Source organism: Bartonella sp. AP1QHHD, assembly GCF_042196265.1.
Lineage (GTDB): Bacteria > Pseudomonadota > Alphaproteobacteria > Rhizobiales > Rhizobiaceae > Bartonella.
Window position 1 is genome coordinate 39,661 of sequence record NZ_JBHIPW010000037.1, and the last position, 13,399, is coordinate 53,059.

Sequence of the window (13,399 nt, forward strand, 5' to 3'; positions counted from 1 at the left end):
ACTTTTTATGATCATTTAAGTTTGTTTTTAATCTGTTATAGGGGGATAAGTATAGAGGGATAATGTGCGCATCAGAATAATAAAATTTTTGAGCGGAGTTTTTATTACAATTATCTTTTTATTTGGAGTGGGGATTCTCGTTTTACCTTATCTTATTTCTACAGATGCGATTCGTATTCGTTTAGCGCAGGATTTAAGTGCATGGACGGGTTACAATGTGCAATTGCGTGATCCACCGCGGTTACATCTTTTTCCTTATCCTAAAGCATTTCTTTCTGGCGTTACTTTAACATCAAAAATGGATGATGTTGCGCCATTAATGGAAGCTGAATCAATAGAAGTTGATCTTTCTGTCGTCGATCTTCTTTGGGGACATATTTCTTTTTCAGAGACGCGGATTATGCGTCCTCAATTTGTTATGGAAAAGCCTGTTAAAACAATAGCAGATTTTTTTGATCGGTTTTCTCGCTCACAAGGTGCATTAGGGGTGGCAATACGTAATACGCGTGAAATATTAAAACATAATCCTGAGCATCCAGAGATAGAGCACCTTTTAAAACAACCTTTTGGACGGATTATCATTAAAAATGGTGTTCTTGTGTATCACGATAGTTTTTCAGGAGTAGCAGAAAAAATAACAGGATTAAATGCAACTTTAGATTGGCCGGAATCAACTCAGGAAGTACGGTTACGTGCAGATGCGCGTTGGCGCGGAGAATTTACAAAATTATCACTTGATGCTTCTCAAGCATTGCTGCTTCTTGCAGGAGGCAAAAGTCATATTAGGGCAAGTCTCAATTCTGTACGTGGGGGAATAACTTTTACAGGAAAGGCTCGATTATCTGAATATTATATTTTTGACGGAAAAGTGTCGATGCGTTCTCCTGGATGGAATCAGACATTGTCTTGGGTTGGTGGAAATCAGTTTTGGGGACATAAATTAAAAATACCCATTGTATGGGAATCTCATTTTTTAGCGCAACCAATGCATATCCAAATGAACAATGTTACATTTACGATGGGGAAAGCCAATGCGCGAGGAGCTTTAAAACTCGATTTTCAAGATTATGTACCAAATGTCATGGGCTCTTTAGCTTTTGATAACCTAGACCTTAGCCTCTTGGGTTCAATATTTTTTTCAGGAAAAAAGAAAAATGCCTGCTTTGATATGAGAACTTTTGATCGTATTGGCGTGGATATACGACTTTCTGCGCCACAAGCTAAAATAGGAAATATTTCACTCACAAATTTAGCTGCTGCAATACAAATAAGAGATGGGCATGGTATTTTTGATCTTGGACATGCGAATATTTGGGGTGGGGCCATTCAAAGTAATATTGAAGTTACCTCAGCTGGACAGAGAGTGCGTATTGGAGGAAATATTTCAGGCGCTTCTATTAATATGCAGGAGACTTTAGAAACCTTGGGATTTATTCCATTTATACAAAGCAAAACGAATTTTACTGCAACGGTACGAACACTTGCTGATTCTTGGCGAGAAATTTTTACGAAAATGCAGGGTGAGTTAACACTGAAGATGTCTTCTGGTCGGCTATTAGGGTATGATCTGAATGAATTACAAACAAGACTTTCAAATAAACAACAATTTCTTTTAATGAATAATGATACTTTTTCAACAACATTTGATCACTGGGATATTCAGACAAGCTTTTCAGAAGGTATGATGAAGGTAACAGAGTCATTAATGCGTACAGCAGACTTGAGCTTATCCATTCAAGGAACCATTGCAACTGCTATTGCGCAAGGGAAGGAAAATGAACTGATATTACAGGCACAACTACGCAAAAACTATAGATCAGAAACTTTATGTAAAGACGTCCAATGTCTTGCTAATAGCCTTGCATGGCCTTTTACATTTTCTCTAAGCTCTAAAGGACAAAATCATGGTGATCTTTGGGTTACAAAAGATATTGACGCAGATTGAGTATCGTTTTTCATCTGTATAATATTCTATCCTATAATGGTAATTCGTCTTTTTGCAACTTAAAATTGTCTTTTAAATTTAAATCAGAGCTCCCATTATCGGAAGATTCTCTCATTTTAAATCCGTTCGTCGTGAAGCAGTAAAAACCATCCTCACCGTCATAATAAGTGAGGTTGGTATAGATAAATGACTGAAGAGAGGAATAAAAACCCTTCTTATGGAATCTTTCAAATACAAGAGATTCATAATATTGGTGCTAATCTTATAAAAGTTGCTAAAAAACATTAAAATTTTAAGGAGGATGTTGGCCAGTGCTTATTGAGTCGCAGAAGAAATACCATAGCCATCTTTGGTAATTGTATGCTTCCCGTCGGCTCCAACAGAACCAATTCCCACTGTAATCAAAATAAAGGCTAAGAGGGTTGTAATCGTAATAATTGTAGCTTTTTTAGCAGACATATTTTTCCTCCACGGATGCATCAATGACTGAATGCAAAGATGAATGGTGCATTATTTAAACTTTTATGAAAGCAGAATCACTTAAGGATCTATAAGTTCCTATTATTATCTCATAAAGCTAAAAAAACTCTATAATTCTTTAATATATTATAGTTCTATAGATATAATTTTTTCTTTTTGCTATATATTTTTCTTCATTTTTTCGATGACGATAGTGAGCATTGGCAAAATTTTTATGCGCATAAATTATAAACTTAAAAGATTATTTATCCGACAGATATTGGCTTTGAATGAAGAAATAAAGATAGAGGGGGCACAAGCTTCTTATCTTATGCATGTTTTGCGTATGAAAGAAGGAGCAGAAATTTTACTTTTTAATGGACAGGATGGTGAGTGGCTTGCTAAACTTATCACTGTTAAAAAAAAATTTGTTGTGGTTCAGCTTATCCATCAAGAAAGATTACAAACGACGCATTCCAATCTTATTTATTGCTTTGCTCCACTCAAAAATGCGCGGTTGGATTATATGGTGCAGAAAGCTGTTGAAATGGGGGTATCGATTTTGCAGCCTGTTATAACGCATCATACGCAGGTTACGCGTATCAATATGGCGCGTATGGAAGCCAATGTTATTGAAGCTTCTGAACAGTGTGGAATTTTATCTCTTCCTGAATGCGTATCGGCTCTATCATTAGCAGAACTTTTAGCACAGTGGGATGAGACACAGCCTTTATTCTTTTGTGATGAAGAGCATAAATCGCATAATCCATTACCTTCTTTTAAAAAGCGTGGCGTTACAACACCTGGTATTCTTATTGGACCGGAAGGTGGCTTTAGTGAAGAAGAGCGGAGCTTTTTAAAAAAACATCCTTTTGTGGTTCCAATATCACTAGGTCCGCGTATTTTACGCGCTGACACTGCCGCTGTTGCTGCTTTGGCTCTTCTTAATGCTACCGTGGGGGATTGGGCAATGGATTGAGAAATCTGTAAAATCATTCTAAACAATTTATTTAAGATGATGATACCAATTATAGGATACGGTAAGTTATGGCGCTTGATATAACTGATGAAAGTGAAATTTATGACTTAGATTCTTTGGTTAGCTATTTCCAAGGGGGGTATAAAGCAGAAGATGATTGGCGCATTGGTACAGAACATGAAAAATTTCCGTTTTATAGAGATGGTTTTCACCCTGTTCCTTATGAAGGAGAGAGGGGAATTCGAGCGCTTTTAGAGAGGATGCAAAGCGCTTTAGGATGGAAACCTATTTTAGATGAAGAGAATATTATTGGGCTCGTAGGATCAGTTGATCAGGGAGCCATTTCTTTGGAACCTGGGGGACAATTTGAATTATCTGGTGCACCATTAAAATCAGTAAGCCATACATATCACGAGTTGATGGAGCATTTAACTCTTCTCAAAAAAATTGCAGAACCATTAGGTATAGGTTTTCTAGGTCTTGGAGCTAGTCCAAAGTGGACTTTAGCTGAAACGCCGCGAATGCCTAAATCACGTTATCAGATTATGACTGATTATATGCCTAAAGTGGGGTATAATGGTCTTAATATGATGTATCGCACATCAACAGTTCAGGTTAATCTTGATTTTTCATCCGAAAGTGATATGCGGCGAAAAATGCAAGTATCCATGAAGTTACAGTCCATTGCAACGGCATTATTTGCAAGTTCGCCCTTTACAGAAGGGCGCCCAAATGGCTTTTTATCGTGGCGTTCTGAAATTTGGCGTAATACTGATAATCAGAGGACAGGTGTTCTTCCCTTTATATTTTCTGAGCGTTTTGGTTTTGTTGATTATGTTGAATGGGCCCTTGATATTCCAATGTATTTTGTTGTGCGTGATGGTCGTTACTATGATTGTACACACATAACGTTTCGTCAGTTTATGAATGGAGCATTAAAAGGACAAGTTGCAAATTCAATTCCAAACATGGGAGATTGGATTAATCATTTATCAACGTTATTTCCTGAAGTCCGCTTAAAAAGATTTTTAGAAATGAGGGGAGCTGATTGCGGTTCTTGGAAGCGCATTTGTGCGTTGTCGGCTTTTTGGGTTGGGCTTCTTTATGATAGGGAAGCACTTAATGAGGCAGAGGCTTTGACAAAAGATTGGTGTTTTGAAGAAGTTTTAGAGTTGCGCCAACGCGTTCCTAAAGAAGGGTTAAGAACTCCTTTTCGTCAAACTATTCTTTTAGAGTTAGCACGTCAAGCTCTCGCTATTGCTCGCAAAGGCTTAAAAAATCGCAAACAGTATGATACGAATGGTTTTGATGAAACAAATTTTCTTAATCCTTTAGAAGAGGTTGTTGCAATGGGACAAACAGATGCTGAAAAATTTTTGTCCCATTACTATTCTATTTGGAATGAGTCTGTAGAACCTTTATTTTTAGAATGTGCCTATTAAATTTGAAGCAAATATACTTCCTATTTTTTAAAAAATGCATATCACCGTGGTAGTTTATTCACTCATTTGCTCTAGAGAGCATATCCTACCTTGCTTTTAACATTTCTCATAACGGAAAGGATACAATACAAAAATTTCTTGGGGAGTGTGATTTTTATACCCAATAATATCACGATATTTCCGTAATCATAATGTTGTCCCTTTGTACAAAAGATAGTTCATAAGAGATAAAGCTTATTATCAAACATTTTTTATTCACTTGGCTAAGCCTACTTATGAATAGGTCTGAAAATAATATTTTTCACTTTAAAAAGGGATAAAAAAAATATAATTTGCGGTTAATAGTCAATTATTATAATTCAATATACGATGCTTATATGAAAGAGCATTTTATTATACAAAAATTATGATATCAATCTTTCAGTGTGCTAAAAAGACAGTAGAAAAAATACCGATAGATCTATGTATGTATAACTCAAGTTTATTTTTATAGAAAAAAGAAATATATTATGTAAATAGATAGAAATAAAGATGATAATATATAGAATGAATGTGTTAATTACATCATTAAATATTAATAAATAAAAATATTATCTTCATAGAGTTATATGAAATTATAAGCTATTCATAGATAAGAAATAACTATTTGTATGCAAAGGGGTATTATATTAATATACTATTATTCTTGATAAAGATGCACGAGATAAAGAGATTGAATTTGCAACGAATGAGTGTTTGAATACGCACAAAAATTCAAAAAAGCACAAAATTTCTATAGCAGAATAATCTTTATCAGTATGAGCGCAACTTATTATAGGCGATTAATTATCCCCATACATTGTAAATTTACTGTAAGACTGCTTTTAATGCTTTAAACTGTACTATTTATAAAATTTATAATATTTGTAGGCTTAAAGCCTCTCATTTTAATCATATACCCTTAGTCTTTTCCATTGTTTTCATTATCTAGAAATTTGTAATCGTCTTTGTTATGCTCTCACTAGGATAAGCAGCTTTAAAATGTGCTCGTCCCTCATCCGTAATGGCATCACGCTTCTGTAAACCAGATGTTTTTCTTTCCTTTATTGAATTTGCAAATAAATGGGATTGTTTTTCATCATGAACAGTTACAGAGATTCAACGTTTTTATAAAGATACAGTGGAAAGCATTGACCTGTATCTATTGCATCTAGATTAGGCAAATTCTTAGCTATCAATACAGAAAAAACGCTTCGTGCTCCTATGCCTGTAATTTGTATCATCCTATTTTCAACTTTTTGTCCTATCAGGACTATACGAGGCATTTGGTAAATTCCATCGTTGAGATTCCGATTATAATAAAACCACTGTTGCGTAAAAGGATGATATGAACTCTGAGTGAGGCATGCCTCTTCAAATTCAAAACCTTTCTTCTTATTAGTTCTTGCGTAACATTATAACTCCAACTTATCTTTTTTATATCTAAAGTGACAAAATTATCTACAGCACGTGCACGTGTTGTTCGATCAGCATATGAATAGGTATCGTTAAAACGTTTTACTGCGCTATTATAAAAAGCAATCATATTATTTATATTTGCTGCTCAAGCTCCGCTCTCCAATGTTGCGACAGCTCTTGCACTAAGATGTTTCATCAGAGGTATTTCTACTCCTTTCTTATACATTTTTACCCATACGGCCAGCCCTGCTTATGACGTGCAAGCAAATGATTTTGATTGATTCAAGATAAACAGGTTTGAAATGAGAGAATCTTACGTTATTCGGGACTCTCATTTAATATGCAAAACAGTAAATTATCATTATAAATCAACATCTTGTCTTTCAAATCCTTTTTATGACTATAAAAAGAGTTTTGAAAAATAAAAAAGCTTTCATTGAGAGCAAAGAAAGAATGTATAAAAAGTATTTTCAATAAAATAATTATATTTGAAGTGCTGATCAAAGCTATTGAGAGTGCAGTCCATAAAATGAGCAGAAGTAGCTTGTTGGTGTATTTTCTAGAAAAATCATGAATGTTCGATTGTTAATTCATCCTTGCTTGGAAAGCTCGCTTCAGTTCAAATAGAAAAAGAGAGAGGTAAAGAGATTTATAGGATAAGATATGCTGGAATTATTCAGTATTAAGATGCAATGAATGTTGCTTATATTTCTCTTTTTTAACTATTTTATGAGAGTGAAAATTTAAATAATAAGAAAATAATTTTATTTATTTTCTTTAAACATTTATTAGTAGATAAAAAATTCTCTTTTAATCTATAAATTAAAAAAATAATGATTTTGTAAAAGCCTTGTAAGCTTTATAGGTTAATTTTAAATATCATGCATTGATTTTGAATTATGCAGATTATTTATGTCAACCATAATAATAGTGAGCATAGACAATGACATTTAATTTTTTCGTCAATTTATTTCTATTTGTTATTTTTTTATTGTTGGTTTCTCAAAGTAAGAAAATGCAATGGAGTCTTTCACTACGTGTTATGCTATGGCTTATCCTTGGCTTGATTTTTGGAAGTGTTTTGCAGTTTATTTATGGAGAGGGTGAAAGTACTTTATTGAAATCCGTTGAATGGTTTAACATTGTCGGTGAGGGCTATATTTTATTGTTGCAAATGATTGTTATGCCACTGGTTTTTATCTCTATCGTTTCAGCAGTTGCTCATTTACATTCTGTTTATGCTGTTGGAAAGATGAGTATAATAACAATTTCAATATTGCTTTTTACAACAGCTCTTTCAGCATTGGTTGGTGTGCTTGTGGTTAATTTTTTTGGATTAACAACCGATGGTTTGGTGCATGAAGGGCAAAATGTTTCTGCTCTTCTTGAAGGTCATATTTCTAAACTTGGAGATATGAATATACCAAAGATGATTTTGTCTATGATTCCTAAAAATCCATTTGCTGAGTTGAGTGGAGCTAAACGTACGTCAATTATTAGTGTTGTGATTTTTGCGTCATTTTTAGGTGCATCGGTTCTTCTTTTAAAGAAAGATGAGCCAGAAAAAGGAGAAAAAGCGCTTTTATTTATTCAAGTGGCACAAGCTTGGATTATGCGGTTAGTCCGTATTGTGATTGCTTTGACGCCTTATGGTATTTTTGCACTTATGACGAAAGTAGGAGCAATATCGCGTATTACAGATATTTTAAATTTACTGGTTTTTATCATTGCCTCTTATGTCGGTATTATTTTAATTTTTGGAATTCATGGTGTATTGCTTGGTATTTCTGGGATTAATCCCTTTCGTTTTTTCAAAAAGGTTTTACCGGTTTTAACATTTGCTTTTAGCAGTCGTTCAAGTGCTGCAAGTATTCCTTTGAATATTGAAGCGCAAACACAGTGGATAGGTGTACCACAATCCATTGCGAGTTTTGCAGCTTCTTTTGGGGCAACAATTGGACAAAATGGTTGTGCTGGTCTTTATCCAGCGATGCTTGCGACCATGATTGCACCCTCTATGGGGATTAATCCTCTTGATCCTACTTGGATTGCTACGCTTATTGGTGTTGTAACGTTGAGTTCTATTGGTGTTGCTGGTGTGGGGGGAGGTGCTATTTTCGCTGCATTGATTGTGTTACCAATTATGGGGCTTCCTGTTACTTTGGTTGCTGTACTTATCTCTATTGAACCGCTAATTGATATGGGACGTACTGCTCTAAACGTGAGCGATTCAATGATAGCTGGAACGGTCACCAGTCAAATATTACGGACAACAGATAAAAGTATTTTTAAAAAATAATTTTAGATTATATTTTTTGGGGCTGTAAAACATCTGTAAGAGATATTTGCGCTGAACCAGGCTGGAGCGGTTTTTGTTGATTGGGATGAGGAGCCCAACCAGAGAGCCAGATGAAAGAAAAATGTGCACGAATACGTCCATCAGGATCACTAAATCGTTGTGCATAGATTTCAGCTGCGCGGAGAAAAAAACGTTTGGATACAGGGCGTCGTGAACGATTTATGAGTGCATTTTGCATTCCCATAGCTTTAAGATCGTGCATAAGGTCGAACATTGTATTATAACGTATTGTGATATCTTCAACGTCTGCTACAGGAAGGGCAAAGCCAATACGCTGTAAAAGAGCGCCTGCATCACGAATGTCGGCAAAAGGGTAGACCCTAGGGCTTGCTCCATCATAAATTTCACTTTCAGCTTGCAGCAGGCTTTCGCGCAATTCTCTTAATGTGCCAGCTCCTGCCATAACAGCAAGAAATAAGCCATCTGGTTTAAGGGTATTTTTTATCTGGCTTAGAACACCAGGGGTATCATTGGTCAATTGTAATGAAAGAAGTGAAACAATAAGGTCACAGTAACTTTGAGGTAAATCAAGAAATTCTCGATGACGTAAATGAAATTTTTTATCATGGCTTTGATAAAGCGGATCGGTCTCAATGCGTTCTATGGAACAAACTTTTCCAGATTTCATTAAAGCTTGCGCAGCAAGGTCTGTATGGCTGTGTAAATCGAGAGCTAATGTAAAGAGGCGATCAACAGTGCTAAGGCGTTTATAGAGATCTTCTGCCATGTGAGAGAGTAAAAAGTCACATCCTTTTTTTGCTTTTTGAAAGGCACGTTTTCGGAATTGTTCAATGCGGTTATGATCAAAAATTAAAGGATGCGACATATTGTAGAACACTTTCGATCTATGAAAGAATATATTTTGAAAAGGTTCATTATTTGTGCAAGCTCTGTCAAGTTTATAATATGAAAGAAATAAATTTATAGAAGGTAAGAGTTTTTAAAGGAATTAAAATTATAAATTGAGGAAATACAAAGGAACTTTTGTTCTAAGGGAAACTTGTAAAAGCCTAAATTTATAATGTTGTATTTTCGAGAAGCGGCGTTAAATAGCGGAGATATACTAAGTAAGTTCGTTGAACGCTTGAAAACGATGCTTTATCCACCAATTTGTCCTGGATGTAAGCAAAATGTTTCTACTTATGGTACGATTTGCTCCGAATGTTGGAAAGAACTTCAATTTATCACGAAACCTTATTGTCCTGTTATGGGGACTCCTTTTGTTTGTGATATGGGGGAAGGTTTTCTTAGTGGTGAAGCACTCCGTAATACTCATCCTTTTTCACGTGTTCGCTCAGTCATTGTTCATAAAGGGCTTGCACGAACTTTAGTAACGCGCTTAAAATATGGTGATCATATAGAATTGGCATCATTTATGGCCAATTGGATGATGTTTGCTGGACGCGAGGTTATTGATGATTGTGATGTTATTATTCCCATTCCATTGCATTTTCGTCGTTTTTGGGAGAGGCGTTATAATCAATCTGCTGAGCTTGCACGTTATATTGCAGCATCACAAAAAAAGCTTTTAAAACCGAGTTGGCTTGTTCGTTGTCGGCATACCCGTCCGCAGGTTAGTCTTTCTTCGAGAGAGAGAAAACTTAACGTAAAAAATGCTTTTAAGGTTTCGCATAAAGTTAAAAAATATCTCAAAGGATGTTCTGTTTTGCTGATTGATGATGTATTTACAACGGGTGCAACAGTTACAGCAGCAGCTGCTGCATTAAAAGATGCAGGTGCACGACAGGTTGATGTGCTAACATTTTCGCGTGTTCTCAAAGAAGATTCTATTTTTCCCTCTTCTTAAGAGGAATTTAAAATGAATATTATTAAAAAATATTGGAGGATAATACTATGAAAGAGATAATAATTTATACACGTCCTGGTTGTCCTTATTGTACAAAAGCACGTGATTTGCTTAATAAAAAAGGCGTAAAGTATACAGATATTGATGCTTCCACATCCCTTCGCCAAGAAATGGTACAGCGTGCAAATGGACGTAATACATTTCCACAAATTTTCATAGGTGATTATCACGTTGGCGGTTGTGATGATCTTTATGCTTTAGAGGCTGAGGGAAAGCTGAATTCTCTATTACAAGGCATATAATATTTGTAAATTACATATTCTTAAGACCGTTTTGCAAGAAGGAGATAGTTAACGCCCATGTCTTTTGAGCGATTCCAGCTGTCGTTTAATGGGTTATAAGTAATACCTATCTCATCAATGACAGTCAGAGCGTTTTTTGATAAGAAATTTTTAAGTTCTAGAGGTTTTAGGAATTTTTTATAATCATGGGTTCCTTTAGGAAGCCAACGTAGAATATATTCAGCGCCTACAATAGCAAGCCCCCATGCTTTCCATGTGCGGTTGAGTGTTGAGACAAACATCAACCCTTGTGGTTTCAACATTTTTGCTGTAGCTGCTATGAAGAGATTAACGTCAGCGACATGTTCAACAACTTCCATATTAAGGATGATATCAAATTTTTCTCCTTCATTGGCAAGTACTTCTGCTGTCGTCGTGCGGTAATCAATGGAAAGGTCATTTTGAGCTGCATGGGTTTTTGCGACTTCAATATTTGTTTGTGCAGCATCAACGCCTACAACCATAGCACCAAGACGTGCCATTGGTTCACATAACAAGCCTCCTCCACAGCCAATATCAAGAATTTTCAAATTGTCAAAGGGCGTAAGTGAAGAAGGGTCACGATTAAACTCTAAACAGATTTTTTCTCTGATGTAAGCAAGGCGTGTTGGGTTAAATTGGTGAAGAGGTCGAAATTTTCCTTGTGGATTCCACCATTCTGTAGCAATACGTGAAAAATGATCAATTTCACTTTGATCAATAGTTGTTTGTGTTTCATCGATCATGTTGCCTTCCTTTTATTTTTAATGATCAGGTCAAGTAGATTTTATACAAAGTCAAGAGAAATTAATATAATCATAATGAAACTTGCACAAATGATAGATATTCGCTATGTCGAGAAAATGGTTAATTGATACAGCATCTAATTCTCATTACTGTTTGAGATAAGAGATGTAAAGGTAAGAGTGTTATTAATGGCGCGCATTGTCATGAAATTTGGTGGAACATCTGTAGCAAACATTGAATGTATTCATAATGTTGCACGGCATGTCAAAAGAGAGGTTGATGCAGGCAATGAGGTAGCCGTTGTCGTATCTGCGATGGCTGGTAAAACAAATGAACTTGTTCAGTGGACAAGTGATGCTTCCTCTATGTATAGAGATGCTCGTGAATATGATGTTGTGGTTGCTTCTGGTGAACAGGTTACTTCAGGTTTGTTGGCTTTGACACTTCAAGAAATGGGGGTGAATGCACGTTCATGGCTTGGTTGGCAAATTCCTATTCATACAGACAATGCGCATGGCCGTGCACGTATTACTAATATTGATGGATCTTTTTTAATCGAGTGTTTTCAGGAAGGTCAGGTTGCCGTTATTGCTGGTTTTCAGGGGTTATCTCCGGATAACCGGATTTCTACCTTAGGGCGTGGGGGATCAGATACAAGTGCTGTTGCTATAGCCGCTGCTGTACAAGCTGATCGCTGTGATATTTATACAGATGTGGATGGTGTGTATACAACGGATCCACGTATAGAGCCGAAAGCGCGTCGTTTACCAAAAGTAGCTTTTGAAGAAATGCTAGAAATGGCTTCTCTTGGTGCAAAGGTTTTACAGGTTCGTTCTGTTGAATTGGCAATGGTTCATAAGGTTCGTACCTTTGTGCGTTCAAGTTTTGAGGATCCTGATGCGTTAGGCATGGAGGATCCAATGAGTTCTTCTGGAACACTTATTTGCGATGAGGATGAAATTGTGGAACAACAAAATGTTACTGGTATTGCTTTTGCTAAGGATGAAGCACAAATTTCCCTTCGGCGGCTTGCTGATCGTCCAGGGATCTCGGCAGCAATTTTTGGTCCCTTGGCTGAAGAACGCATTAATGTTGATATGATTGTGCAAAATATTTCTGAAGATGGCTCAAAAACTGATATGACTTTTACGGTACCATCATCAGATGTAGAAAAAGCCGTTACACTTCTTGAGAAGAATCGCAAAGAAATTGGATTTGATGTTCTCCAATTTGAAAGCGATCTCGCCAAGGTATCTGTGATTGGTATTGGAATGCGTAGTCATGCAGGTGTTGCCGCTACAGCATTTAAGGCTTTGGCTGAAAAGGGTATTAATATTCAAGCAATTACGACCTCAGAAATTAAAATTTCTATTTTGATTGATAGTGCTTACACTGAACTTGCGGTTAGAACATTACATGCTGTTTATGCACTTGATAAGGGATAAGTATTTTTTAGTTTCAACAGAGTTTCAATAACGTAAAGCTTTAATATATAATTAATAATTTTTGTTAAGGATAATTTATATTTTAAACTTAAATGGAATATTTAATACAGCAGAACTCTCTTATTTTAAACTTGTTCATGATGAATTTAAAATGGTCACTTATATATTACAAGAGAAAGATGTTTAGGTAAAAAACTCTGTTTAAGAAGGGATATAAAATATGCCGTCTATAAACGTTTTAGAACCTATAGAGTGGGATGGAGAAGACTTATACGATAAGCCTTAATAGAACTAAGGAACAATGCACTGCGTTTATTCAAAGAATGCATGTTACATGAGGGACAGCCTCGTGAATACAGATTTAATATTATAAATCTTAGAGAAATGGGCGCTCATTGGATTAGTGACGGAATTACCAAAAATAGAATTGATGATGTATTTTCTAGAGATGTTTAGTTT

Annotated in this window: 10 protein-coding genes and 1 pseudogene; 7 read left to right on the top strand and 4 right to left on the bottom strand. The window is 35.7% G+C overall.

Annotated features, from left to right (window positions below; all coding sequences use genetic code 11):
• Positions 1-64 precede the first annotated feature (64 nt).
• The gene (locus ACFIME_RS03850) at positions 65-1,945 is read left to right on the top strand and encodes an AsmA family protein (protein ID WP_375662622.1); all 1,881 of its coding nucleotides are present in this window, start codon (positions 65-67) and stop codon (positions 1,943-1,945) included.
• 315 nt (positions 1,946-2,260) lie between these two features.
• Here ACFIME_RS03850 and ACFIME_RS03855 read toward each other — a convergent pair whose 3' ends face one another.
• Complete coding sequence (locus ACFIME_RS03855) at positions 2,261-2,404, bottom strand: hypothetical protein (RefSeq protein WP_375618436.1); 144 nt, start codon at positions 2,402-2,404, stop codon at positions 2,261-2,263.
• 235 nt (positions 2,405-2,639) lie between these two features.
• Here ACFIME_RS03855 and ACFIME_RS03860 point away from each other — a divergent pair, with 235 nt between their 5' ends.
• Both ACFIME_RS03860 and ACFIME_RS03865 read left to right on the top strand, forming a co-directional pair.
• Positions 2,640-3,383 (top strand): 16S rRNA (uracil(1498)-N(3))-methyltransferase, encoded by a 744-nt coding sequence (locus ACFIME_RS03860; protein WP_375662623.1) that lies wholly within the window; start codon positions 2,640-2,642, stop codon positions 3,381-3,383.
• Positions 3,384-3,451: 68 nt separating this feature from the next.
• Positions 3,452-4,825 (top strand): glutamate--cysteine ligase, encoded by a 1,374-nt coding sequence (locus ACFIME_RS03865; RefSeq protein WP_375662624.1) that lies wholly within the window; start codon positions 3,452-3,454, stop codon positions 4,823-4,825.
• Between the two features lie 984 nt (positions 4,826-5,809).
• Here the strand turns inward: ACFIME_RS03865 and ACFIME_RS09880 are convergent.
• Positions 5,810-6,407: pseudogene (locus ACFIME_RS09880) on the bottom strand (type ISP restriction/modification enzyme); the annotation flags it as partial.
• 798 nt (positions 6,408-7,205) lie between these two features.
• On the opposite strand from ACFIME_RS09880, the gene ACFIME_RS03875 reads away from it, so the two are divergent.
• A complete protein-coding gene (locus tag ACFIME_RS03875) occupies positions 7,206-8,561 on the top strand; it encodes an L-cystine transporter (protein WP_375612078.1) in 1,356 nt (451 codons plus the stop codon).
• A gap of 7 nt (positions 8,562-8,568) precedes the next feature.
• Here ACFIME_RS03875 and ACFIME_RS03880 read toward each other — a convergent pair whose 3' ends face one another.
• Positions 8,569-9,447, bottom strand: a complete 879-nt coding sequence (locus tag ACFIME_RS03880) for a methyltransferase (protein ID WP_375655207.1) — start codon at positions 9,445-9,447, stop codon at positions 8,569-8,571.
• A gap of 195 nt (positions 9,448-9,642) precedes the next feature.
• On the opposite strand from ACFIME_RS03880, the gene ACFIME_RS03885 reads away from it, so the two are divergent.
• Both ACFIME_RS03885 and grxC read left to right on the top strand, forming a co-directional pair.
• Positions 9,643-10,428 carry a ComF family protein gene (locus tag ACFIME_RS03885; protein ID WP_375634703.1) on the top strand — a complete coding sequence of 262 codons (786 nt, stop codon included), beginning with the start codon at positions 9,643-9,645 and terminating at the stop codon, positions 10,426-10,428.
• A gap of 47 nt (positions 10,429-10,475) precedes the next feature.
• Positions 10,476-10,730, top strand: coding sequence for a glutaredoxin 3 (gene grxC, locus ACFIME_RS03890; RefSeq protein WP_375618441.1), 255 nt, complete (start codon positions 10,476-10,478; stop codon positions 10,728-10,730).
• A 20-nt stretch (positions 10,731-10,750) separates the two neighbouring features.
• Here grxC and ubiG read toward each other — a convergent pair whose 3' ends face one another.
• Positions 10,751-11,494: a bifunctional 2-polyprenyl-6-hydroxyphenol methylase/3-demethylubiquinol 3-O-methyltransferase UbiG gene (gene ubiG / locus ACFIME_RS03895; protein ID WP_375633543.1), complete on the bottom strand. Its 744-nt coding sequence runs from the start codon at positions 11,492-11,494 to the stop codon at positions 10,751-10,753.
• A gap of 189 nt (positions 11,495-11,683) precedes the next feature.
• Between ubiG and ACFIME_RS03900 the strand changes: the two genes are divergently transcribed.
• A complete protein-coding gene (locus ACFIME_RS03900; RefSeq protein ID WP_375684528.1) occupies positions 11,684-12,940 on the top strand; it encodes an aspartate kinase in 1,257 nt (418 codons plus the stop codon).
• Positions 12,941-13,399: the final 459 nt, after the last annotated feature.

Coding starts and splice junctions, on each gene's coding strand:
- ACFIME_RS03900 (WP_375684528.1), top strand. CDS start 11,684: ATGGCGCGCATTGTCATGAAATTTGGTGGAACATCTGTAGCAAACATT.
- ACFIME_RS03865 (WP_375662624.1), top strand. CDS start 3,452: ATGGCGCTTGATATAACTGATGAAAGTGAAATTTATGACTTAGATTCT.
- ubiG (WP_375633543.1), bottom strand. CDS start 11,494: ATGATCGATGAAACACAAACAACTATTGATCAAAGTGAAATTGATCAT.
- ACFIME_RS03875 (WP_375612078.1), top strand. CDS start 7,206: ATGACATTTAATTTTTTCGTCAATTTATTTCTATTTGTTATTTTTTTA.
- ACFIME_RS03880 (WP_375655207.1), bottom strand. CDS start 9,447: ATGTCGCATCCTTTAATTTTTGATCATAACCGCATTGAACAATTCCGA.
- grxC (WP_375618441.1), top strand. CDS start 10,476: ATGAAAGAGATAATAATTTATACACGTCCTGGTTGTCCTTATTGTACA.
- ACFIME_RS03885 (WP_375634703.1), top strand. CDS start 9,643: ATGTTGTATTTTCGAGAAGCGGCGTTAAATAGCGGAGATATACTAAGT.
- ACFIME_RS03860 (WP_375662623.1), top strand. CDS start 2,640: ATGCGCATAAATTATAAACTTAAAAGATTATTTATCCGACAGATATTG.
- ACFIME_RS03855 (WP_375618436.1), bottom strand. CDS start 2,404: ATGTCTGCTAAAAAAGCTACAATTATTACGATTACAACCCTCTTAGCC.